Source organism: Haloplanus sp., from assembly GCF_028275055.1.
In the GTDB taxonomy this organism is placed as follows: domain Archaea; phylum Halobacteriota; class Halobacteria; order Halobacteriales; family Haloferacaceae; genus Haloplanus.
Window position 1 is genome coordinate 65,686 of sequence record NZ_JAQCNJ010000006.1, and the last position, 22,823, is coordinate 88,508.

Sequence of the window (22,823 nt, forward strand, 5' to 3'; positions counted from 1 at the left end):
CCGTCCGAACTCCGTCTAGAATTCGATCGGAGTGCGTCGAAAGACAGTAGGCGACGGCCTCGGTATCGCCGTTACGTGTCGTCCAGTCAATCCCGGAGTCGTGTCGCCCTCGCGGTGGTGGTGTACGCGGTGTTGTTGGCACAGGTTCTGTTGTACCCCGGCGTCGATACGCTGGTCGCGGCGCTCGGCGCCGAGACGGCCGGTCTCGACGCGAGCATGTGGTTTCTGACCGCCGAGTTCGCCGCCTTTGTCGCCTTCGCCGTTCCATGGGGGGCCGCAAGCGACGCCGCCGGCCGGCGGGTCCCCTTTGTCGCCGCCAGTGCTGTTCTCGGGGGACTCGGCTACGCGTTGCTCGTGGTGTTGCCCGCCGCCGTCGCCGTCTCCTTTGAGGCGGTTCTGGTGCTCCGTGCCCTGCAGGGGGCCGCCACGGTCGGGGCGTTCTCGTTGTCGATGACGATGCTGATGGATCTGGAGGGCTCACACGGTCGCAACATGGGCGCCGGTGGTATCGCAATCGGGCTTGGGACGGCCACGGGCGCACCGATCGGTGGCGTTCTCTACGAGATCGGCCCGCTTGTCCCGCTCTACGCCGCCAGCGCCGTTCTCTGTGTTCTCGCCGTCGCCGTCCCCCTGTTCATCGACGACGCACCCTTGGACGGACGCTCGGCCGACCGGTCGCCGCTCGACGGCCTCCGCCGGACGCCACGGCTCGCTCTCCCCTACGCCTTCGGCTTTGTCGACCGCCTGACCGCCGGATTCTTCTCGCTGGTCGGCACGCTCTACTTCCGGACCGTCTTCGGGCTGAGTCCCGGCGCGACCGGGCTGACGCTCGCGTTGTTTTTCGTCCCGTTCGCCCTCCTGCAGTACCCCTTCGGCGTTGTTTCCGACCGGATCGGCAGACGGCTCCCGATCGTCGCGGGGTCGGCGTTGTACGGCGGGGCGGTGATCCTCGTCGGTGCGGCGGCGACGGTCCGGGCTGCACAGGCGGCGATGGTCGTTGTCGGCGTTCTCGGCGCGTTGATGGTCCCCGCGACGATGGCACTGGTGACCGACCTCGCCGCGCCGGACGAACGGGGCGTCGCCATGGCCGGATTCAACATCGCCGGAAGCGTCGGCTTTCTCGTCGGCATCCTCCTCGGCGGTGTCGCCGCAGACGCCTACGGCTACCCGGCGGCCTTTCTCCTCGTCGGCGGCCTCGAACTCACCATCGCGGCGGTGACGATTCCCGTCTTTCTCCGGGCCGGCGGCCAGGTGACCGAGACCGAGGGCTGACGCTCACAACGCGGACGCCAGTCGCTCACCGGTGTCCAAGCCGTTTCGGACGGCGGCGTGGAGGCGCGCCTCGCCGGTGACCCAGTCGCCGACGGCGTACAGTCCGTCGTTCTCTGCCCCGTCGAGAACCCCCGTCCGGAGCCCCGACTCCGGCAGCGCGTAGCGCCACCCTTGGTGGTCGGTCCACGCCGGACCGGCCAGACGGTCGTCACCGACGATACCGGCGGCGTGTTCCGCGAGAACGGCGACGTTGTCGGCCGGCGGTTCGTCGTAGCGGTCGGCGGACCACTCGCCGCCGGCCTGCACCACAAGCACCGACTCGCCGTCCGGGACGTGGCCCGGCTTGCACTCCTCGCGGCTGATCCAGCCGACCGCGTGTTCCTTGTCCGTGTTCACCAGCCCGTAGTACGGCCGGTCGAGTTCGAACTCGTAGCCGAGAACGGCCGTCCACACCGCCCGGTAGTCGATGTCCCGGGCGGCGGCGACGAGTTCCGTTCTCGCCTCGGCGTCCCAGTCCGCCTCCGCCAACAGGTCCGCTGTCTGTGGGGCCGGCGGGTTGCAGACGACGGCGTCGAACGGCCCCCAGCGCTCCCCATCGGCGTCGGTGAGTGTCCACGACCCATCCGCCCGCGCGAGGCGCTCGACGCGTGTTCGTCGGTGAATGGTCGCGTCGGTCGCCCCGAACAGGCTCTTTGCGAGGCGGGTCAGTCCGCTCCGGTAGGTCAACTTTCGCTCGTCGGCCTCTCGCCCCTCACTCACCGTCCCCGTCCGGTCGAAAACGTCGATGTCGCCCGCCACCTCGACGAGGCCATCGTCGAACTCCGAGACGAGGTCGACCACACGGTCGTCGTTGTCCTTGAGGTAGTTCGCGCCGTAGTCGTATGTTACGCCGCCCCGGCGACGGGTCGCCGCCCGGCCACAGAGCCCTCCCGACTTCTCCAAAACGGTGATCGAGGCCTCGGGAACCGTCTCGTCGAGAACGTAACAGGCCGCGGCGGCAGCCGCGCCCGCACCGACCACGCCGATTTCGGTCATACACACACTTCGGCCCCAGCAGTAAAACCCCACGGCAAGATATAGGTCGGTCCGCGGGATCACTCGTGGGTATGTCCGACTCCGACCCCTTCGAGACGGACCCCTCCGACCGCGCCGGTGTCCGGCCCACCGACTGGCTCCGCAACCGCGCCGAACCCGCGTGGCACGACGCGGTCGAGCACCGGTTCGTCCGCGAACTCGGCGACGGAACCCTTGAGGACGCGGTGTTTCGCCGGTATCTGGAGCAGGATTACGCGTTCGTCGAGACACTCGTCGGCGCGTTCGGCCACGCGCTCGGTGCGGCGCCGTCGATGGCTGCCAAGGGCCGTCTCGCGACGTTTCTGTGTACCCTCACCGACGAGGAAAACGACTATTTCGAGCGATCGTTCGACGCGCTCGGAACCGACGGCGACGCAGAACCGACCCCGACGACACGGGCGTTCGTGGATCTGCTCGGACGCGCCGCGACCGAGGGCGGCTACGGCGAGACGCTCGCGGTACTGGTGCCTGCCGAGTGGGCGTACGAGACGTGGGCGACCGGAATCGACGAGCCCTACCCCGACCGGTTCTACCTCTCGGAGTGGATCGACCTGCACGCGACCCCCGAGTTCGTCTCCGTCGTCGACTGGCTCCGATCGGAACTCGACCGCGAACTCGCCGCCGCCTCCCCGCGTCGCACACAACGGATCGAACGCCTGTTCCGGCGGACCGTCGAACTCGAACGGGAGTTTTTCGACGCCGCATACGACGGCTAGTCGCCGGCGGCGACGTGTGCACGCCCGATCGCCTTCCAGCGGTTCGACCGGACGCGTGCGACGTTCAGTCCGGCGGGGACCGCCGTCTCGACGACGAACGCGCCGAGCAACGCCGTCGATCCGAGCGGCGTCACGAGCCCCAACGCGGCGACGGGGAGTGCACACCCGTATCGGCCGACGAGCGACGTGACGAAGGGGTAGCGGGTGTCGCCCGCTCCCCGGAGCGTTCCGGTCGCGGAGCCGTCGACGCCGAGAAACACGACACTGACGGCCGCCGCCGCAACGAACCCGGTTGCGACGGCGACAACGGCCGGATCGGACACGAACAGCCCGGCGATCCGTCGGGACAGTGCGAACGCGGCCGTCGCCGCGACGACGTACACCGTCGCTGAGAGGCGAATGATCGCCCGGCCGTAGGCCTCGGCGTCGGCCTCGTCGCCCGCGCCGAGACGCTGGCCGACGAGCGTGCTCGCGGCGATGGAAAAGCCCCACGAGAAGCTGTCCATCAGCGTCCGGACGCGACGGGCCACCTCGTAGGCGGCGACGATGGCGGGGCCGAACGTGGCGGCGATGGCCACCAGCGGGAAGGCAACGAGCATCTCCGCGGTGCGGCGAGCCATCAGCGGCGCGGAGACGACGAGAAGCCGCCGGGTCAGGACGGCGACCCCGCCGAATCGGAGCGTCGCCCGCGAGACCGAGACCGGACACCTCCCTCTGCCCGCGTACGTGCGCCCGGTTAGTCCCCAGCCGAAGACGAGGGCGACGCCGCCGGTGGCGAGGGTCGTTCCGAGGGCGGCCCCCGCGACGCCGAGGCCGTAGCCGAAGATCAGCACCGCCGAGAGCACGATGTTGAGCGCCGCACCGCCCGCCCGGATCGTCATCGGCGTCACCGTGTCGCCGACGCCAGCGTACGTCCGGCTGGCGATCAGGTTCGGAAACTCGAAGGCGAGACCGGGCGCGACGATGGCGAGGTATGTCGCCGCGTGGCCGAGCGGTTCGGGGTCGGAGCCGAGAAGTCCGACGAGATCCGGTGCGAACACGGCGTATACCAAGGCGATGGGCGTTGCGATGGCGGCGGCGACGACCAGACTCACCGCCACCGTCGCGCTCGCGCGCTCGTACCGCTCCGCACCGTAGGCCTGTGAGACGAGCGTGACCGTTCCCCCCGCAAGGCCGATACCCAGAAACTTGCCGACCTGCCAGTAGGCGTTGGCGAATGCAAGCCCGGCGACGGCCGCCGTCCCAACGTCCCAGCCGACCATCGCGAGGTCGACCGTGCTCTTGGACATGATGGCGAGCCCGGTGATGACTCGGGGCCACGCGAGGTCGAACGTCTCGCCGAAGCGCCGACGGTCGATGACCCCGGCGCGGTCAAGAACGCCGGCGACGGCGGCGAGCGGTCGGCGGGCCATCGACGGTCATAACGGCTACCGATATACGAGTGTTGTGTCTCGGCGGCGACGGTCATGGGACGGGCACCCGAACGGCGCGGCACAGCCCGCCGAAATCCATCCCGATCGGGCGGTGGCGGTCGTAAGCGATCGTGAACGTTCGACGGCCCCGAGCCACCGGCTTCGTGGTGGCGCCGTACGATAGTCAGGCGACCCGGTTGCGGATGGCCTCGCCGGTTTGGTACTGTTCGAAGATCTCCTTGACGAGGTCGGCGATATCGAGGTGGTAGCGGTTCGTCGCAGAGCCGCGGTGTGGCGAGATGATGACGTCCTCGAAGTCCCACAGCGGGTTGTCCTCCGGAAGCGGTTCGGTCTCGAAGACATCGAGCCCTGCGCCGGCGATGGCCCCGGCGTCGAGGGCGTCGATCAGGTCGTCCTCGTCGGCGATGGGACCGCGGGCGATGTTGACGAGGTAGGCGTCATCGCGCATCCGCTCGAACTCGGGCGCGGAGAACATCCCCTCGGTCTCGGGGGTGTGGGGGACGGCGATGACGACGAAGCGCGCGTCGGCGATGGCCGCATGCAGGTCGTCGGGGTGGTAGCGTTCCGAGACGCCGGGGACGGGTTCGTCGGAGCGCCGGACGCCGACGACCTCCATCCCGAGGGCGTCGGCTCGCTTGGCGACGCCCTGTCCGAGCGTCCCGAGACCGACGACACACACCTGCTCGTTCTCGACGGTAAACGGACGCTCGTACTCCGGTTCGAGCCAGTCGTTCTCGTTTTGATGGTCGCGGTAGATGTGGAGCATCCGCGCCAGCGACACCATGTAGCCGATGGCGATCTCGCCGACGGTCGTGTCGTGGATGCCCGTGCTGTTTGTCAGGGGGACGCCCGCCGCGTCGTAGGCCTCGGTGTCGAACTCGTCGTACCCCGCGCGGATGCAGTGGGTCCAGCCGGCGTCGAGAAACGCCTCGCGAGGGCGGAAGGACGCCACCGCGTCCGTCTCGTCGAACGTCTCGTCGTCGCCGACGATTTCGACCGGCACGTTTAGATCATCGAAGGCGTCCGCGAACGCCTCGACCGGGATCTTTTGACCAACCGTTTCGTGGATACAGAGCCGTTCGAGGCTCGGTCGATCGGGCATACCTCCGACATCCGCGCTGTGTGTATTCAACGTTTCGACAGATGCCGAGTATCGGTTAGGTATCTGTCCTTATCTTTAATAAAAATTAACTTTACAATCCCGGGGGGGTATGTACCTCGTTACGATGAACGTAACAGATGCCATTGCCGAAATCTTGGCCGAAGAAGGTGTCGAACACCTGATTGGATTCCCGAGCCACCCCCTCTTTGACGACGAGGCGGCGAAAAAGGCGGGAATCCGCCCCATCGTCACCCGGCAGGAGCGGACCGCGGCCCACATGATCGACGGCATCGCCCGGGTCACCTCCGGCGATCAGGTGGAGGCGTTCGCCTGTCAACACGGTCCCGGCACGGAGAACTCCGTCGGTGGAGTCGCACAGTCATACGCCGAATCGGCGCCTTTTGTCGCGCTCCCGGCGGGGTACTCCCGTGCAAAGACGAACACCGACCCCAAGTTCAGTTCGCTCGTCACCTACCAGTCGGTCACCAAGACGGCCGAACAACTGACCGACGCCGACGCCGTCGGGGAGACGGTCCGGCGCGCGTTCCAAGCGGCCCGGAACGGACGACAGCGCCCCGGACTGGTCGAGATTCCGAAGGATATGTTCTCGAAGGAGGTCGGTGACCTCGACTACGAACCCACCTCGTCGACGCGGACGGCCCCCGATCCCGACGCCGTTGCGGCGGCGGCCGACGAACTCGTCGCCGCCGACGTGCCCGTCATCTACGCCGGCCAGGGCGTCCACTACGCGAAAGGCTGGGAGCCGCTGAAGGAACTCGCGGAACTGCTGGAAGCCCCTGTGGCAACGAGTCTCAACGGCAAGAGCGCCTTCCCCGAGGACCATCCGCTCGCGCTCGGTGCGGGGTCGAAAAGCGAGCCCCGACAGCTCAACCACTTCATCAACAAGGCCGACGTCCTGTTCGGCGTCGGGTGTAGTTTCACCAAGACGGCGTACGGCATCACGCCGCCCGAGGAGGACAACACCATCATCCACTCGACAAACGATCCGAGCGACGTCGATAAGGACGTGAAGTCGGATCTCGCGGTGATCGGCGACGCCAAACTCACCCTCGAGGCACTCATCGAGGAGGTCGAGGGCCGGGTCGACGACGACCGCGGCCGCTACGACGACGTCGTCTCCGAGATCGACGCCATCCGCGAGGAGTGGCTCGCCGACTGGGAGGACGACCTCACCGACGACTCGACGCCGATCAACCCCTACCGGGTCGTCAACGAACTCGACAACGTCGTCGACAAGGAGAACATCATCGCCACCGCGGACGCCGGCAACCCGCGGGACTTTATGTCCGCGTTCTTCGAGGTGACCGAGCCCCTCTCCTACATGGGCTGGGGGAAGACGACACAACTCGGCTACAGCCTCGGCCTCGCGATGGGTGCGAAGCTCGCTCACCCCGAGAAGCTCTGTATCAACGTCTGGGGCGACGGCGCTGTCGGGATGCTCGGCATGGACTTCGAGACGGCCACCCGCGAGGATATCCCGGTCCTGACCATCTACCTCAACAACCGCGAGATGGCCTCCTACGACACGCCCTTTTTCGGCAACTACGCCGAGGTGGCCGAGGCGCTCGGCGGCTACGGCGAACGGATCGAGGACCCCGGGGAGGTCGCTCCCGCGATCAGACGCGGGGTCGAAAAGGTCGAGAACGGCACGCCGACCATGCTTGAGTTTATGACTCAGAAGTACACAAAGAAGTCGCGACCCGATCTGGAGTGAGCGTCGTGTCGACCGGAACATAACCGAACCCGGTTACACCCGTTCCCACGGCTTGGCGTTTGTGGTTATGTTTATTTCGAACCGTCCCGTAGCATGAGCCATGTCGTCGAGCGTTGGGGGTCGTCGGCCACGGCAGGCGCGCTCCCGCGCCATCGTGAAGACGCTCTGTTACCGGCTGTTGATGATCGTGATCACCGTCGCCGTCGCGCTGGTCGTCGTCGGTGACCTCGGTGAGGCGGCGAGTATCGGCCTCGTCGCCAACCTCGCAAAGACGGCGACGTACTACGCCTACGAACGGCTGTGGGACCGGATCGCGTGGGGCATCCCGAACGCCTGACTCAGTCCGCGCTGCCGGCGTCCGTGCCCGCGGTGTCGGCGAACTCCTTGCGCGTGTGTGGAAGCTTTCCGCCACTCACCAGCAGTTCACGTTCCCGCTCGTTGGCGTCTAGCCGCGCCGTCGTCTCCCACTCGCCGCCGATACGGACCGTGAACGCCTCCTGCCCGCTCCGAACCGCCTCGGCGGCGTCATCGACGATTTCGACGGTGTCGCCTTGCTCGATGCGCTCGTAGGCGTCCGCGTCGACCGACAACGGCAACAGCCCGAAGTTGATGAGATTCGCCTTGTGGATGCGGGCAAAGGACTGTGCGAGAACGCCGTGGACACCGAGATACATCGGACAGAGCGCGGCGTGTTCTCGGGAGGAGCCCTGTCCGTAGTTCTCGCCGGCGACGAGAAAGCCGCCGTCGGCCTCGGCGGCCCGACCGGCGAACGTCTCGTCGACTCGCTTGAGGGTGTACTCCGAGAGCTTCGGCACGTTCGATCGGTAGACCGACACCTCCTGTGTCGCCGGAATGATGTGGTCGGTGGTGATGTTGTCGGGCATCTTCAACAGTGCCGGCCCCGAGAGGTCGCTTCCCATCGGATTTTTCAATGGCACCTCGTCGATGTTCGGTCCCTTGACGAGGCCGGTGTCGACCGACTCGTCGGGCATGATGATGTCCGCCTCGCTGGTGCCGATGTAGGACTCGGGCATCTCGACGCCCGGCGCGTCGACGCCGAGGTCGGCGGCCAGATCCCGCGGGTCGGTGATCTCACCCGTCAGCGCCGTCGCGGCGGCCACCTCCGGCGAGCACAGGTAGACCGCGTCCTCCTCCATCCCCGACCGGCCCTCGAAGTTGCGGTTGAACGTCCGGACGCTCACGGAGTCCGAGGCGGGGACGTGACCCGCACCGATACACGCCCCGCAGGTCGCCTCGGAGACGTTGACACCGGCCGCCATCAGTTCCGCGGTGTAGCCGTTCCGGGCCAGCATCTCCGAGGCCTGTTTTGACCCGGGGGCGATGATCGTCTCCGTCCGCCTCGCCGTCTCCCGGCCGTTGAGCAGTTTCGCAACCGGGAGGATGTCCTCGTACGCGCCGTTGGTACAGGAGCCGACGAGAACCTGATCGACGTTCTCGCCCGCCACCTCGCGGACCGGCACGACGTTGTCGGGCATCGACGGACAGGCGATCAGTGGTTCGATCTCCGAGAGGTCGACGACCACCTCGTCGTCGTACTCCGCGTTCTCGTCGGGCGAGAGTTCGACGTAGTCTTCGCCGCGACCCAACCGTTCGAGAAACTCCTCGGTCCGCTCGTCGCTGGGGAAAATGGAGGTGGTCGCGCCGAGTTCCGTCCCCATGTTCGTGATGACGGTTCGCTCGTGTGCCGAGAGACTCCCGACGCCCGGTCCCGTGTACTCGAACACCTTGCCGACGCCGAACTTGACGGAGAACCGGCGCAGGAGTTCGAGAATCACGTCCTTGGCGGTCGACCACTCGGGGAGTTCACCCTCCAACCGGACGTTGACGACCTCCGGTACGTCGATGTAGTACGGTGCGCCACCCATCGCGGTAGCCACGTCGAGACCACCGGTGCCGATACCGAGACAGCCCAGACCGCCCGCTGTCGGGGTGTGTGAGTCCGCGCCGAGCAGGGTCTTTCCCGGCGCGGTGTAGTTTTCCTTGTGGACCTGGTGGAGAATGCCGGTCCCCGGCCGTGCAAAGTACGCGCCGTACGTGCCTGCCGCCGAGCGGAGAAAACGGTGGTCGTCGGACACCTTGAAATCGGGCTGGTAGGTCTGGTGGTCACAGTGCTGGCCGGCCACCTCGACCTGTACCTCGTCGAGACCTAAGGCCTCGAACTGGAGCCACGCCATCGTCCCTGTTAGGTCGTGGGCGATGGTCTGGTCCACCTCGATGCCGACCTCCTCGCCCGTCTCCACCGTCCCATCGACGCGGTGTGCCTCGAGTATCTTCTCCGTGAGCGTTTGTCCCATAGGTAGTTGGGCTTGCGGACTCCGTCACATAATCGTTTTCACCGTCGCCCCCACAACATATCGATCGGAGTCTCCACCGATGCCTGTTATACCGGGCAGCCACCACTGAGTGTGCCCGCGCCCACCACAACCCCGACCCCGAGGATGGAAGCCCACGACCGGGGTCGCCGTGGAGGCGGCCGTTGACGATGGGACCGTCACGGCCAGCATACTGTCTATGTCGGCAAAACACCGCTACCACCCAAGCCGACCCGTTCGCCGGTCCACCTCTCCCACGTGGACGACCCCTACAACAACCCCTCCTCGCGTGCCAACAACACGCCCTCGACGGTGGCGTCGTTCGTGGGAGCCCGCCGCGCGGCGTCGAGGGCGTCCTCGACGGGAACGGCCCGCACCGAGAGAAACTCGTTGCTGTCGAGGTCCCGCTCCGCGGGGACTAACCCGTCGGCGAAAACGATACCGCGGCGGTGGCGTAACACGCCGGTCGCGGTCCAGAACTCCTGGAGTAACGCCGTCGACTCGGGGGTAAAACCCGTCTCCTCGCGGAGTTCGCGCGCCCCCGCGGTGGTGAACGATTCGCCGGTCTCGACGACGCCGGCCGGGAGTTCGAGTTGTGTCTCGCGGATCACCGGCCGATACTGTTCGACGAGAACGAGTTCGTCGTCGGTCCGGGCGACGACCACAACGGCGGGTGGCAGTTCCGCCCAGTAGTAGCGCTTGGTCGACCCGTCCGGTTGTTCGACGAGGTCGTAGCCGCCGGTGTACCAGCCGCTCTCGTACTCGACGACCGACTCGATCACCGGCCACTCGGTCGCGTCGTCCGACGGACGGTCACTCACCTTGCGTCACCTCGATCAGATACCGGTCGTCGCCGTCGACGACGACGACGATGCCGCCGCCGCGACGGGCGTCGGGGTTTCGCGTGAACAACGCGTCCTCCTCGTCGAACGGCGAGTGGGCGAACGACTCCTTCAGTCCAAACGGGCCCTGCCGGTAGGGCTCGGAACGCCCCGTTTCGATGGCGGCCGTGAGGTAGGGGTAGCGGCGCTCGGAGAGGTCGGTGACGTTCACCGCCGGTCCCTCGCGCTCGGTCGGCGTCGCGGTCATGTAGTACGCATCGCCGCTCCCCAACAGCGAGGGGAGGGCACCGAGAGCGAGGAGGCACACACAGACGACGGCGAACCCGAGTATCGCGCGGCGCGTGATCGGTCGCACAAACGGATTTGACTCCCCCCGAGTAAACCCGTTTCGCACCCCGGTTACAGGTGGTCGCGGTACAACCGCCCGAACGCCTGCCTGCGAACGGTTGCGACCGCCGCCTCACGCTCGTCCTGAAACGTAGCGGCGACGGCGGCATCCCCGAAGGGAGCGACGTGCCACCCGACGCGGTCCACGTCCGAACTGCCGAGCACCGTCACGTCGACGCCGGCATCGTCGCGCCACGAGTCGAACGTCTCGTAAGTGGCGACCCGAGCCACGAGCAACGAGGCGAAGATGGCGTCCCGGGCCGTCTCGACCACGTCGCTCGTCACCCGGTCGTGATACTCCTCCTTGCCGAAGTCCATCGCGGTCGCCGTCTCCCGAACGGCGGTCTTGGCCGCCGGGCCCACCGACTCGTATGCCTCCCGGGCCGACTCGAGCGTCTCGGGTTCGAACACGCCCTCCCGTTCCACGTCCATACGTTTCCTCCCGTGGGCGGCGGTTTACGCTTTTCTGTCGTTGTCTGTGTCGTCGTCACCGTCGCCACCCTCGTCCAACATCGCCCGGGTCATCTCCCGGGCTGTCGCGAGAGCGCTCCGGGCGTCCTTGTCGAGGGCCGCCGGGGCCCCACCGGCGCCCGCGCCGTCGACGGGTGGCCGATCGGCCTCGTGATGGTGATCGTGATCGTCATCGTGGACCGTGTCCTCGAACACCGCCTCGTAGGTCGCCTCGTCGGCGTGGTCGGCGACGACGGGAGCGAGGTCCGCGGCGCCGGCCTCTGCCCATCCGGGGACGTGGTCGTTGAGCCACGTCTCGTGGGCGTCGCCGTGGAGCATGGCGGTGAAAGCGAGGTGGTTCGCGAGATGCTCGGCGTCCTGCTGGGGCGTCTCACACACCGGGCACGCGTATTCCATGGCTCGATGTAGGTGGTCCTGCCTGAAACGTCCGGCGACCGTCGGCGTTACCCGTCCTGCCAGTCGGAGACGTGGAGCATCATCACGAGGGCATCCTCGCCGTCGCGGTAGTAGCCGGGAACCCGCCGCGTCGGCTGGAACCCCACGTCCCGGTACAGCGTCCGAGCGGTGTTGTTGCCCGCCCGAACCTCGAGTTTCACCAGATCCGCGCCCTCCACCGCGAGCGTCGTGAGCGACCGATACAGGAGAGAGCGCCCGATCCCCCGCCGCCGAGCCGACGGGGCCACCGCGAGGTCCTTGATGTGTCCCAACTCGCGGCCGAAATCCGGTGTCACGTCGCCGACAACGTAGCCGACCACGTCGCCGCTGCGGTCGGCGACCAGAAACCCCGGTTCGTCGACGAATCGGTCGAACGCGCCGTAGGGCCACGGCTGGGCGAACGACACCCGCTCGATGCGGACAACGTCGCCGAGGTCGCCCACCTCGGCGTCGCGGATGGTCACATCCGCCGGTTGCGTATGAACGGCCACAGGTCGGTTATGGCGGTGGAACGCAAAAACTCTCGGGAGAACGGGGATCCGATCATGCCACGACGGCCGCCGGCCGGCGCGTCAGTCGTCGGCTGGCGTCGCGCCGCCCGATTCCTCGTCGTACTGTTGTTTCGTGAGCGTGAGTTTGCCGCCGGCGGCGAGAATCTCCCGTTCCCGCTCCGAGGCGTCGAACGCTGCGGTCGCCTCCCAGTCGTCGTTGACGCGGACCGTGAACTCCTCTTGTCCGTTCTCGACGGCCGTGGCGACGTCGTCAACGACCTCAACGTGGTCGCCCTGTCCGATCCGGTCGTAGGTCTCCTCGTCGATGGTCAGTGGCAGCAGTCCGAAGTTGTAGAGGTTCGCCTTGTGGATGCGGGCGAAAGACCGGGCGAGAACGGCCTCGACACCGAGATACATCGGACACATCGCGGCGTGTTCACGCGAGGAGCCTTGCCCGTAGTTCTCGCCGGCGACGAGAACACCACTGTCGCTTTCCTTTGCGCGCTCGGCGAACGTGTCGTCGACCCGCGAGAGGGTGAACTCGGAGAGACGGTCGATGTTCGACCGGAACTTGAGAATCTCCGACGTGGCCGGGATGATGTGGTCGGTGGTGATGTTGTCGCCCATCTTCAGCAGCGTCTCGCCGGCGATGTCGGCTCCCAGCGGGTCCTTCAGGGGCACGTCGCCGATGTTCGGTCCCTTGATGAGTTCGTCGTCGACGGACTCGTTGGGTTCGATGATGTCGGCCTTCGAGCCGTCGTACCGGTCGGGCATCTCGACGCCCGGCGGTTCGAGATCGTCGAGTTCCGCCGCCAGATCACGCGGGTCGACGATTTCGCCGGCCAACGCCGCCGCCGCGGCCACCTGCGGCGAACAAAGGTAGACGGAGTCGTCCTCGATACCCGACCGGCCCTCGAAGTTGCGGTTGAACGTCCGCATCGACACGGAGTCCGAGGCGGGGACGTGGCCGATGCCGATACACGGCCCACAGGTCGACTCGGAGACGTTGACACCGGCGGCCATCATTTCGGCGGTCCAGCCTTCGCGGGCGAGGAGTTCGCCGGCCTGCTTCGAGCCGGGGGCGACGATCATCTCGAGGTCCTTTTTGATCTCGCGGTTCTTGACCATCTTCGCCGCCGGAAGAATGTCGGCGTACCCACCGTTGGTACAGGAGCCGACGATGACCTGTTCGACGTCCTCGCCGGCAACCTCGCGGACGGGAACGATGTTGTCCGGCATCGACGGACAGGCGACCAGCGGTTCGAGATCGGAGAGATCGACGACGATCTCGTCCGCGTACTCCGCGTCCTCGTCGGGCGAGAGGCCGACGTACTCGTCGCCACGACCCTGCCGTTCGAGATACTCCTTTGTGTGGTCGTCGGTTGGGAAAATGGAGGTTGTCGCGCCGAGTTCCGTCCCCATGTTCGTGATGGTGGTCCGTTCGGGAACCGAGAGGCTCTCGACGCCCGGTCCCGTGTACTCGAACACCTTGTCGACACCACCTTTGACCGAGAGCCGGCGCAGGAGATCGAGGATCACGTCCTTTGCGCTCGCCCACTCGGGGAGTTCACCCTCCAACCGGACGTTGACGACGTGGGGCATCTCGACGAAGTAAGGCCCCCCACCCATGGCGACGGCGACGTCGAGGCCGCCCGCGCCGATGGCGAGTTCGCCGAGACCGCCCGGGGTCGGCGTATGCGAGTCGGAGCCGAGCATCGTCTTCCCGGGTGCGGCGAAGTTCTCCTTGTGGACGTTGTGGCAGATCCCGTTGCCCGGACGGGAGAAGTACGCGCCGTAGGTGCCGGCAGCCGAGCGAAGAAAGCGGTGGTCGTCGGTGTTTTTGAAGTCGAACTGGTAGGTCTGGTGGTCGCAGTACTGCGCGGCGAGTTCTGTCTGGACCTCGTCGAGGTCGAGCGCCTCGAACTGGAGCCATACCATCGTCCCGGTCGTGTCCTGTGTGAGCACCTGATCGATCTCGATCCCGATTTCCTCGCCGGGTTCGAGTTCGCCTTCGACCAGATGATCGTCGAGTATTTTCTCCGTGAGCGTCTGTCCCATAACGTTCGAACATCCCTTGCCGACAGGTATAAATCCCGCGCCTTTCAGGCGCGAAACCCCGATACAGCGGCCTCTATCGCGGTGTTTTCAGCGTCTGCGGCCCACTCGGTCCGACGGACCGCTCCCGGAATCGGCACGGTTTTCTCCGCCGTCGCCGTCCGGTTTGTATGTTCCGTGCCGGGTCGTTTGTGGCCGCTCACACCACACCCATCGAGGCCGAACAGGTACAGCCAAACGGTGTCGACCTGACCGCCGACGAGATTTTCGAGACACGCGGTGGCCGCATCTCCCGTGACGGCAAACGGATCGGCGACCGAGAGGCCGTCGCCCCGGACGACGACGTCGGGGCGTACGTGCTCCCGACCGGCGGCTACATCCTCCGCTACGGTGAGACGATCCGGATCCCCGAGGACCACGTCGGCTTTGTTTATCCGCGGTCGTCGCTGCTGCGCAACGGTTGTATGCTCCACACCGCCGTCTGGGACGCCGGCTACGAGGGCCGAGGCGAGGGTCTGCTCGTTGTCCACCGGGATATCGAAATCGAACCCGGTGCCCGGGTCGCGCAGTTGGTGCTCGCCGAGGCGACCCACGACGGCACCTACGACGGTAGTTATCAGGGCGAGCACCTCTAAGGACTGATCACGACGGCTCGCTCGCCGGTACCCCACGCGACAACGACCCGGGTCTCCTCGCCGGCGGGGGCCCTGATTCCCGGCCGTCCGCGGTGGCCGACACGCTCGCCCGCCGGCACCTCGACGGCGACGACGGTGTTCCCGTCCTCGACCCGTGAGCCACTCACGTTCGCGTAGAACGTTCCGTCGCGGTCGCCCGTGTTCCGGACGATGAGGGTTACCTCCGGGTTTGTCTCGTCGGACACCGACACCGTCTCGACCTCGAACCGCGCCCCCGTTCCCAGCGACCCGACCACCGACTCCGGCAACGCCCACACCGCCGACCTCTGCAGCCCACGAACCCACGCCACACCCGCCGAGTCGGCAGCCGCCCGGTCGACGGGGATTCCGACCGGCCGTCCCCGCTCGGCGGGGTGGAACTCCGCCCGGAGCGGTGCCGATCCGCCATCGGCGGGAGTCCCGTCTGTCAGTACCCGGAACCGCGTGGGAGACTCGGCCCGGCACCGCCCTCGCTTTCGACGTTGACGACGACGAACTGGCGGGTGGCCGTCATCCCCACCGGACTCGTATGCTGGTCGATCACGACGGCCGGCCGCAGACGGGGGTTACGGACGGTCACCGTCGGACCCGAGCGCGGGTTGTGGGGGTCGTTTACCGACCGTTCGACGGTGGGATACCGATCCGTGGAGCCGCTCTCGCCGCCGACACATCCCCCGAGGGCCGCGACCCCGGTTCCCAGAGCCGACAGTGCGGCGCGGCGCGTTCGCGGCGATGTGGCGAGCCGTCGCATGAGTGTGACGCCTTGGCGGCCGAGATATAGGCCTTGTGACGGCTTGGGGGACACCGACCGTGTCTGGCTCCCGCTCCGCTTGCCGCATCGACTCCGCGGCAACGGAAAATCAAATGTGCCCGTTTTGCCGCGTGATCTCGATGTAACCCATCGGTGGCCGTCACGGTTTCCGATCAGATTTGAACGAACCCCGGCAGGGAGAAAGCCGAACCACGGTCGGTCCGCTCACTCGACGGTTCGCTCCGCTCACCGTCTCGTTTCACGGGCCGGGAGGGAGTTGAACCCCCGACCGTCTGGTCACTTCCGCAACCTCCCGGTTGACCGGGCGGCCACGTTAAAAGCCAGACGCTCTGCCTATCTGAGCTACCGGCCCTCAAACGTAGAACGTTGCGGGAGATATAAACACTTACGATGGCCGTTTCCCCGCCCCGACGAACTCCACGAACCGATTCCGAATCCACCACCCCGGCTGCCGTCGGCGGACGATTCCGCCGGAACACCGACCCGGTGGCCCATACCGCATCGACGGTGTTGTGGTGTGAATCACGATGCCGTTGCGTGGATCCGACGTCGGACACACTCACCGGTGCGAATCGGGACGTGAACCGAACACCCGTACCCACGCCGGGGTTGGCTGACGCCCGTGGACCGGGGAACCGGGAGCGTGTGTTCCGACCGTGCGTTGACCTGAGCAGGGCCACGGCCAGCGATCAAGGGTCAGTGTGTCGCTCCGATTCAACCTCCACCGGCGAACGGCGGTCTCACAACCTGTTTACACATCCAGGTACGCGTCAAGCGCCTCCGTCAACAGGTCGTCCGGGTCGCGGTCCTCGATCGACGCCCGCCGCCGGAGTTCGATATACTGGGCCGGCGGGAGCGTCGCCGCCATGCGTCCGAGGGTGAGTCCGCGGTCCGCGAGCGCAGACTCGACGGACGTGCCGTCGCCAACCTCGCTCGCCAGACTGCGGATTTCTCGGACGGTGAGGTCGTGGTCGAGAGTCGCCCACGCCAGTGCGTGGCGGTCGTCGCCGGAGACGCGAGCGATGTGTTTTGCGGCGGTCGGGGCGATGGTGCCGCGGGCGACGTGTCGGCGGATCGCCTGTGGCAGGTCGTGGACCCGCGCCCACTTCCGGATGAACGCCACTGACACGTCGCCGCCGGCGCGTTCCGCGGCTACCTTGTAGGAGCCGACACCCCGCACCAGCGCCGCACACGCCGCCGCGCCCCGGAGTACGTAGACGTGATCCTCGGAGCCGACGGTGTTCTCGGCGAACGAGCGAACCACGTCGGTAGCCAGTCCGACGCTTTCCGGGTCGTCGGGGTCGAACCCGACGGCTTCGTCCGCACGCTCGCCGGTCACCGACGGATCGGCGCGGACGACCGGTTCGCCAACCGGCGACTCCCGGTCGGCCGGGCGGTCAAAGCTGTCGGACTCGTCGCTCATTCTATCGAGTGTTTAGGGGGGAGGGGCAAAAGTCCCTCGCGGTCGCCAGACCACGGGTCATCCTCGCCGGACCGACAGATCGACCCGGTCGCCGACCGCGAGGTGGTGGTCCGGGCGGACGATTTTCGCGCCAAACGCCGCGTCCCGGGCGACAAACAACGACAGCCCCGTCACCGGCTGACCGTTCGCACACAGCGTGACGTCGTCCCATACCACGTCACCCCCCGCCGCGACGCCGACCCGCGTCCCCGCGATCGACACCGGCAGACGCTCGCGGTCGGCCGCCGGCAACACACCTCCGCCCTCGTAGTGGGGACACCCGCCGTCGAGAACGACCCCCGGTGTGCCGGCCAGCCCTGCCCACGACCCCGGGTCCGGATGTGTCGGCTCATCGAGCACGACGTACGTCTCGCCCGCCTCGCGGACGACACCCGTTCCGTCCCACGGGACCGGCCGTGGATCGACCCCCACCTCGACCGGGAGCGATCCGGACGCGCGATAGGGATTGGCGTCCGGCGTCCGGAAGCCGAGGTGGACGTGTCCGTCGACCCACGGGGCGAAAAACCCCGACCGAATCAGCGTCCCGAGCGAGTCGCCGGCCTCGACCCAGTCGCCAGTCTCGACCGCCGGTTCGACGTGGAGAATCCGGGCGATCCGATCGCCGGTGTCGATCAGGATCAGGTGGTCGTGGTCCGTGGCGTACCGACGGGACGGCGCACCAACCGTCCGGGTGCCGACCACCTCACCGGCGACGGGCGACGGGGCCCACGGCATTCCGGGGTAGAGATCGATCGCTCGGCCGTGCTCGTGGGCCGCGTACGGGGAATTGTAGCGGGAGAACCGCTCGAAGAACGCGAGCGTCGACGCCGGCACCGTGACCATATCGGTCGTTCGGGCGGGCGGAGTTATACGCGTCGCGACGCCGCGGCGCGAGCCAACTATGTGGCTTCCCACGTTTCGTCGAACCATGCGTGTGATCCGGGGTCCGGCCGGGTCGGTCGACGCCGACCGCCGGCGGACCGGTACGATGCTCTCGCGAACCGCCGAGACGGGGGAACCGGCCGTCCGCGTGTGGACGCCACCGCGCCACGTCGCCTTCGGCCGCCGGGAGGCCGCCGACCCGGGGTACGACCGGGCCGTCGCCGCCGCCCGCGACCGGGGGTTCCCGACGGTTGAGCGCCGGGTCGGGGGACGGGCCGTCGCTCACACGGGGTCGACGGTTGCGTTCGCCCACGCCGTCCCGGTTACGAACGCCCGGAGCGGGCTGACCGCCCGCTACGAAGCGACGACCGCCCGCCTCCGCCGCGCGCTCGCGGCCCTCGGCGTCGGTACGACGGTGGCCGAACCCCCCGACTCGTTCTGTCCCGGTTCCCACTCGTTGCGGTGTAACGGGAAGGTCGCCGGCGTCGCCCAGCGAGTCCGGCGCGACGCCGCTCTGATCGCAGGATGTATCATCGTCGCCGACCGCGAGGCGTTCGCCGGTGTTCTCGCTCCGGTGTATGAGGCCCTCGAACAGCCATTCGACCCCGAGACCGTCGGCAGCGTCGCGGCCGCCGGCGGGCCGGCCGAGACGCCTCCGGTCGAAACCGTCGTGGAGGGCGTGTTGGTCGGCGATGCGGAGCCGACGGTCGTTGAGGTGTGAACGAGGGACTTACCACGGCGGGGTCACAGATGTGGCTATGCTCGTCAGAAACGCGACGCTCGCGGACGGCCGGGTGCGCGACGTTCGCGTCGAGAAGGGGCGCATCGATGCCGTCGGGACCGACCTCACCGGCGGCGGCCGAACGGTCGATGCCGACGAACGCCTCCTGCTTCCGGGAGCGGTCGACGCCCACGTCCATTTCAGAGAACCCGGTGCGCCTCAAAAGGAGACGTGGCGGACGGGGTCCAGAAGCGCCGCCGCGGGCGGCGTCACGACGGTCGTCGACCAGCCAAACACCGACCCACCGACGACGACGGGAACGGCCTACGACCAGAAGGAACTCCTCGCCCGGGAGTCGCTCGTCGACTTCGGCATCAGCGGCGGCGTGACCGCCGACTGGACCCCCGACACGTTGTTCGACCGGCCGATCTTTGCGCTCGGCGAGGTGTTTCTCGCCGACTCCACCGGCGACATGGGGATCGACGGCGACCTGTTTGCCGACGCCGTCGCCCGTGCCGCCGCCGCCGGCGTTCCCGTGACCGTCCACGCCGAGGACGCCACCCGATTCGAGTCGGGCGTCCGTGACACCGGGTCGGGGACGGGTCGGGACGCCGACGCGGATCCTTGGAGCGCATACCGGACCGCGGAGGCCGAAATCGCGGCCGTCGAACGCGCCGTCGAGGTCGGCGTCGACGCCGGCGCGCGCCTCCACGTCGCCCACACCAGCACACCCGAGGCGGTCGACATCGTCGCCGACGCCCCCGACCGGGTGACCTGTGAGGTGACACCACACCACTGCCTGCTCTCGCGGGCCGACCTCGACGACCTCGGAACGTTCGGCCGGATGAACCCGCCGTTGCGGAGCGAACAGCGACGGGCCGCCCTCTTCGACCGGGTCGTCGACGGTCGGGTTGACACCGTCGCCACCGACCACGCCCCCCACACACGGGCCGAAAAGGAGACGACGCTCTGGGAGGCCCCCAGCGGCGTCCCCGGCGTCGAGACGATGGTTCCGCTTCTGTTGGCCGAGACGCGTTCGGGCCCCTTGACCGTCGAACGGGTCCGCGACCTGACGGCTGCGGTCCCCGCCGAGACGTTCGGATTGCATACCAAAGGACGGATCGAGACGGGTCGGGACGCCGACCTCGCGTTGTACGATCTGACCCGGACACGACCGATTCGGGGGAAACGCCTCCACTCGAACTGTGGGTGGACGCCGTTCGAAAACCGGCCGGCCGTGTTTCCCGAGTGGACGACAGTTCGGGGTACCCGCGTCTACGACGGGACGATGGACGAGTTCCGTACGGCGGCAGGCGAGAACGTCCGTTGAGTGTGGTCCGGCCGGTTAATCCACGTCGTTCCGGACCTCCTTGCTCGACTCCCGCACCTCGCGCATGACCTCGGAGATGCGGTCCTCGGCGTCGAGTTCCTCGGCGGCCGCGAGGTCGACGCCCTCGACCTCGAGGAGGAACTTCGCCACCTCGGTCACCTCGTACATCATCTCGTCGAGTTCCTCGGCGGTGAAAAAGCCGGACATTGCGCCGTAGAGAAAGGTCGCGCCGGCCTTCTGGACCTTCTCCTCGAAGGCGGCGCGGGCCTGATTGACCGCCTGTGGCGAGTAGGTGTCGGTCATAAAGGGAACGAGGCGAGGCAGGTTCTCGCCGATTTTCGTCATCTCGACGCCGGTCTCGGTTCGGAAGTCGACACAAAGGCGGGCGATGGCCCATTCGCGGGCGGTAACGTAGGTCCGATCCCGGAGAAAGTCGTTGACGCGGTCGTACTGTGCACCGTCGATCTTCTTGAAACGCTCGTACTTGCGCACGTCGCCCGGAACCGACGATTCGGGCGCGGTGGGGTCGACATCGACATCGACATCGACACCGGCCCCGGCCTCGCCGTCACCTTCCCGGGTGGCGTCGGTCCCGGTTCCGGTCCCATCGTCGGCCGTGGGCGCGTCGTCGCTCATGCGCCGCGGTTCCCCGCGCCAACGCAAAAGGGTTCCGTCGCGTCCGACCCGTGTCCGACACGACGGCCACCCTTTTTGACTCAGGGCCACGATACCCATGCATGAAGCTACTGCTGGGCATCGGCGGAAGCGACGACTCGTTCCACGCGCTGGAGCGGGTGGTCGAACGCGTCGCCGAGACGGGAGACGACCTGACGGTCGCGATCCTTCGAAACCCGGCAACCCAGGCGGCGCCCGATGGGATCGAACAACGGGTCCGGGCGACCCTCGACGAACGGGCGGTGACGGCGTCGATCCGCCACCTCGACGGCGACCCGGGGAGCCAGCTAGTCGCACTCGCCGAGCGGGAGGGGTTCGACCGGATCGCTCTCGGGGGCGGCGAGACCAGCCCCATGGGCAAGATCAAACTCGGGCGCATCGCGGAGTTCGTCCTGTTGAACTCGCACGTCTCGGTGACGCTCGTCCGATGACCGACGACGCTGCGGGCGAGCCCCCGTCACCACCGAGGACGTTCGACGACCGCGAGGGGCGGACGATCATCGTCCGCGACCACGACCACGACCGGGACCGTGAGGCGTTGACGGCGATGTACGAGGCGTTCGACCCCGCCGACCGTGCACAGGGCATCCCGCCTATGACGACCGACCGGATCGTCGACTGGTTGGACGCGATCACCGGGCCGGAGACGGTGAACGTCGTCGCGTGGCACGGCGACGACGTCGTCGGTCACGCGACGCTCGTCCCCGACGACGAGAACGGGGCCGTCGAACTCGCCATCTTCGTTCTTCAATCACACCAGTCGGCGGGGGTCGGCACGCAACTCATCCGAGCGTTGCTCGGTGCGGGACGGGCGGCGGGGTTCGAGCGCGTGTGGCTCACCGTTGAGCGCTGGAACGATCCCGCGATCAGCTTGTATGAAAAGATGGGGTTCGACGCCACCGACACCGAGAGCCTCGAACACGAGATGGAACTGGATCTGACTCAGACCGACAACACCGGCTGACGCGCGTAGAGGAGGACGTACTCGGCGGCCTTTGCAAGCATCTCCTCGGGGTCGTCGGAGATCGGCTCACGCGGGACGACGACAAAGTCGGCGCCGATCTCCTCTGCCGTGTCGAGAACGACACTCCCCGGATGGCGGGACAGTCGTGCCGTCGAGAAGCCATGCGTCATCGACGTCGAGAGCGACACGCCAGCCGCCGCGACGGTGTCTGCGACCCCCCGCAAAAACGCCTCGGTGTCGGCCGCGAGCGTTTCGTGATCGACCGCGCCGGTGTCGATGGCGTGGGCGAGGTCCTCGCCGACGACGTAGAGCGCGTGGATCCGGGCGTCGTACTCGGCGGCGATGGCGGCCGTGTACTCGACGGCCGAGAGCGACTCCTCGCTCTCGTCGACGGGGACGAGGACGAGCGACGGGGAGAGCGGACCGGTCATATGGGCTTGTCCACGGGCCATGATAAAAAACGCCCACGTCGTGACGCGGACTTTATGAGTCGACCGGCCGAACGTACTCCCATGTTCGACACCATCGTCGTCGCGACGGACGGGTCCAAGAGCGTTCGCCGGGCCGTTGGTGTGACGCTCGATTTTGCCGACCGGTTCGACGCGACGGTCCACGCCCTCTACGTCGTTGACGAGGGGGAGATCGGATCCTCGCCCGAACGGGTTCGTGACGAGATGCGAGATGCCCTCGATGCCGACGCCCGCGACGCCCTCGACGACGTGACCGCGGCGGCGGATCGGCCGGTGACGACCACGGTCCGGGAGGGGCGACCCGCCACAACGATCCACGAATACGCCGCCGAGGTCGACGCCGACGTGGTGGCGATGGGGACCCGCGGCCGCCACGGCGAGAACCGGTTTCTCATCGGTAGCGTCGCCGAGCGGGTGGTCCGGACCTGCCCCGTTCCGGTGTTGACCGTGCGTCAACTCGACGCCGGCGAAACTGCCGAGGCCGCCGTCTGACGGGGAACCACGGAATACTTCGGGGCGGCCCCCGA

The 22,823-nt window shown here is 67.5% G+C and carries 26 protein-coding genes and 1 tRNA gene; 10 read left to right on the plus strand and 17 right to left on the minus strand.

All coding sequences use genetic code 11. The features are described from left to right. The first annotated feature begins 75 nt into the window (after positions 1–75). Entirely contained in the window at positions 76–1,272 is a 1,197-nt protein-coding gene (locus Q0925_RS00720) for an MFS transporter (protein WP_299330765.1), read from the plus strand. Positions 1,273–1,275: 3 nt separating this feature from the next. On the opposite strand, the gene Q0925_RS00725 is transcribed toward Q0925_RS00720, so the two are convergent. Then, a complete protein-coding gene (locus Q0925_RS00725) occupies positions 1,276–2,307 on the minus strand; it encodes an NAD(P)/FAD-dependent oxidoreductase (RefSeq protein WP_299330767.1) in 1,032 nt (343 codons plus the stop codon). Positions 2,308–2,378: 71 nt separating this feature from the next. On the opposite strand from Q0925_RS00725, the gene Q0925_RS00730 reads away from it, so the two are divergent. After that, on the plus strand, positions 2,379–3,062 hold the full coding sequence (locus Q0925_RS00730; protein WP_299330770.1) for a TenA family protein: 684 nt from the start codon (positions 2,379–2,381) through the stop codon (positions 3,060–3,062). Here Q0925_RS00730 and Q0925_RS00735 read toward each other — a convergent pair. Next, positions 3,059–4,474 carry an MATE family efflux transporter gene (locus Q0925_RS00735; protein WP_299330772.1) on the minus strand — a complete coding sequence of 472 codons (1,416 nt, stop codon included), beginning with the start codon at positions 4,472–4,474 and terminating at the stop codon, positions 3,059–3,061. The two genes, Q0925_RS00730 and Q0925_RS00735, sit on opposite strands and share 4 nt — an antisense overlap. A 184-nt stretch (positions 4,475–4,658) precedes the next feature. Then, positions 4,659–5,597 carry a D-2-hydroxyacid dehydrogenase gene (gene ddh, locus Q0925_RS00740; protein ID WP_299330775.1) on the minus strand — a complete coding sequence of 313 codons (939 nt, stop codon included), beginning with the start codon at positions 5,595–5,597 and terminating at the stop codon, positions 4,659–4,661. Between the two features lie 124 nt (positions 5,598–5,721). Here ddh and Q0925_RS00745 point away from each other — a divergent pair, with 124 nt between their 5' ends. Further along, positions 5,722–7,332: a thiamine pyrophosphate-requiring protein gene (locus Q0925_RS00745; RefSeq protein WP_299330777.1), complete on the plus strand. Its 1,611-nt coding sequence runs from the start codon at positions 5,722–5,724 to the stop codon at positions 7,330–7,332. A gap of 100 nt (positions 7,333–7,432) precedes the next feature. Continuing rightward, complete coding sequence (locus tag Q0925_RS00750) at positions 7,433–7,669, plus strand: DUF2061 domain-containing protein (protein WP_299330779.1); 237 nt, start codon at positions 7,433–7,435, stop codon at positions 7,667–7,669. Position 7,670: 1 nt separating this feature from the next. Here the strand turns inward: Q0925_RS00750 and Q0925_RS00755 are convergent, their stop codons facing one another. The 7 genes from Q0925_RS00755 to Q0925_RS00785 all read right to left on the minus strand — a co-directional run bounded on the left by Q0925_RS00755 (position 7,671) and on the right by Q0925_RS00785 (position 14,349). Next, complete coding sequence (locus tag Q0925_RS00755) at positions 7,671–9,647, minus strand: aconitate hydratase (RefSeq protein WP_299330781.1); 1,977 nt, start codon at positions 9,645–9,647, stop codon at positions 7,671–7,673. Between the two features lie 287 nt (positions 9,648–9,934). Continuing rightward, positions 9,935–10,486, minus strand: coding sequence for an NUDIX hydrolase (locus Q0925_RS00760; RefSeq protein WP_299330783.1), 552 nt, complete (start codon positions 10,484–10,486; stop codon positions 9,935–9,937). Then, entirely contained in the window at positions 10,479–10,862 is a 384-nt protein-coding gene (locus Q0925_RS00765; RefSeq protein WP_299330785.1) for a hypothetical protein, read from the minus strand. The genes Q0925_RS00760 and Q0925_RS00765 overlap by 8 nt, the downstream gene beginning before the upstream one ends. 44 nt (positions 10,863–10,906) lie before the next feature. Further along, complete coding sequence (locus tag Q0925_RS00770) at positions 10,907–11,320, minus strand: DUF5809 family protein (protein ID WP_349254378.1); 414 nt, start codon at positions 11,318–11,320, stop codon at positions 10,907–10,909. Positions 11,321–11,350: 30 nt separating this feature from the next. After that, complete coding sequence (locus Q0925_RS00775; RefSeq protein ID WP_299330789.1) at positions 11,351–11,761, minus strand: DUF5810 domain-containing protein; 411 nt, start codon at positions 11,759–11,761, stop codon at positions 11,351–11,353. A gap of 47 nt (positions 11,762–11,808) precedes the next feature. Then, positions 11,809–12,291, minus strand: a complete 483-nt coding sequence (rimI, locus tag Q0925_RS00780) for a ribosomal protein S18-alanine N-acetyltransferase (RefSeq protein ID WP_299330792.1) — start codon at positions 12,289–12,291, stop codon at positions 11,809–11,811. A gap of 81 nt (positions 12,292–12,372) precedes the next feature. Beyond that, on the minus strand, positions 12,373–14,349 hold the full coding sequence (locus Q0925_RS00785) for an aconitate hydratase (protein ID WP_299330796.1): 1,977 nt from the start codon (positions 14,347–14,349) through the stop codon (positions 12,373–12,375). A 32-nt stretch (positions 14,350–14,381) separates the two neighbouring features. On the opposite strand from Q0925_RS00785, the gene Q0925_RS00790 reads away from it, so the two are divergent. After that, entirely contained in the window at positions 14,382–14,981 is a 600-nt protein-coding gene (locus tag Q0925_RS00790) for a deoxyuridine 5'-triphosphate nucleotidohydrolase (RefSeq protein ID WP_299330867.1), read from the plus strand. On the opposite strand, the gene Q0925_RS00795 is transcribed toward Q0925_RS00790, so the two are convergent. The 5 genes from Q0925_RS00795 to Q0925_RS00815 form a co-directional block, all read right to left on the minus strand. After that, positions 14,978–15,331, minus strand: a complete 354-nt coding sequence (locus tag Q0925_RS00795; protein WP_299330799.1) for a hypothetical protein — start codon at positions 15,329–15,331, stop codon at positions 14,978–14,980. The two genes, Q0925_RS00790 and Q0925_RS00795, sit on opposite strands and share 4 nt — an antisense overlap. A gap of 116 nt (positions 15,332–15,447) precedes the next feature. Continuing rightward, positions 15,448–15,771, minus strand: a complete 324-nt coding sequence (locus tag Q0925_RS00800) for a hypothetical protein (RefSeq protein ID WP_299330802.1) — start codon at positions 15,769–15,771, stop codon at positions 15,448–15,450. A gap of 262 nt (positions 15,772–16,033) precedes the next feature. Continuing rightward, positions 16,034–16,144: transfer RNA gene (locus Q0925_RS00805), tRNA-Lys, on the minus strand. A gap of 399 nt (positions 16,145–16,543) precedes the next feature. After that, positions 16,544–17,215 carry a DUF7119 family protein gene (locus Q0925_RS00810; RefSeq protein WP_299330805.1) on the minus strand — a complete coding sequence of 224 codons (672 nt, stop codon included), beginning with the start codon at positions 17,213–17,215 and terminating at the stop codon, positions 16,544–16,546. Positions 17,216–17,272: 57 nt separating this feature from the next. Next, on the minus strand, positions 17,273–18,097 hold the full coding sequence (locus tag Q0925_RS00815; protein ID WP_299330808.1) for a hypothetical protein: 825 nt from the start codon (positions 18,095–18,097) through the stop codon (positions 17,273–17,275). An 85-nt stretch (positions 18,098–18,182) separates the two neighbouring features. Between Q0925_RS00815 and Q0925_RS00820 the strand changes: the two genes are divergently transcribed. Together Q0925_RS00820 and Q0925_RS00825 are read left to right on the plus strand one after the other, a co-directional pair. Further along, entirely contained in the window at positions 18,183–18,857 is a 675-nt protein-coding gene (locus tag Q0925_RS00820; protein WP_299330810.1) for a lipoyl protein ligase domain-containing protein, read from the plus strand. Between the two features lie 37 nt (positions 18,858–18,894). Beyond that, complete coding sequence (locus Q0925_RS00825) at positions 18,895–20,187, plus strand: dihydroorotase (protein ID WP_299330812.1); 1,293 nt, start codon at positions 18,895–18,897, stop codon at positions 20,185–20,187. A 15-nt stretch (positions 20,188–20,202) separates the two neighbouring features. Here the strand turns inward: Q0925_RS00825 and Q0925_RS00830 are convergent, their stop codons facing one another. Next, the gene (locus Q0925_RS00830; protein ID WP_299330815.1) at positions 20,203–20,823 is read right to left on the minus strand and encodes a DUF5806 family protein; all 621 of its coding nucleotides are present in this window, start codon (positions 20,821–20,823) and stop codon (positions 20,203–20,205) included. A gap of 101 nt (positions 20,824–20,924) precedes the next feature. Here Q0925_RS00830 and Q0925_RS00835 point away from each other — a divergent pair, with 101 nt between their 5' ends. Both Q0925_RS00835 and Q0925_RS00840 read left to right on the plus strand, forming a co-directional pair. Continuing rightward, a complete protein-coding gene (locus tag Q0925_RS00835) occupies positions 20,925–21,293 on the plus strand; it encodes a universal stress protein (RefSeq protein WP_299330818.1) in 369 nt (122 codons plus the stop codon). Then, positions 21,290–21,826: a GNAT family N-acetyltransferase gene (locus Q0925_RS00840; protein ID WP_299330821.1), complete on the plus strand. Its 537-nt coding sequence runs from the start codon at positions 21,290–21,292 to the stop codon at positions 21,824–21,826. Before Q0925_RS00835 ends, Q0925_RS00840 begins: the two co-directional genes overlap by 4 nt. Here Q0925_RS00840 and Q0925_RS00845 read toward each other — a convergent pair. After that, on the minus strand, positions 21,805–22,257 hold the full coding sequence (locus Q0925_RS00845) for a universal stress protein (protein WP_299330824.1): 453 nt from the start codon (positions 22,255–22,257) through the stop codon (positions 21,805–21,807). The two genes, Q0925_RS00840 and Q0925_RS00845, sit on opposite strands and share 22 nt — an antisense overlap. A gap of 81 nt (positions 22,258–22,338) precedes the next feature. On the opposite strand from Q0925_RS00845, the gene Q0925_RS00850 reads away from it, so the two are divergent. Next, positions 22,339–22,788 carry a universal stress protein gene (locus Q0925_RS00850; protein WP_299330827.1) on the plus strand — a complete coding sequence of 150 codons (450 nt, stop codon included), beginning with the start codon at positions 22,339–22,341 and terminating at the stop codon, positions 22,786–22,788. Positions 22,789–22,823 lie beyond the last annotated feature (35 nt).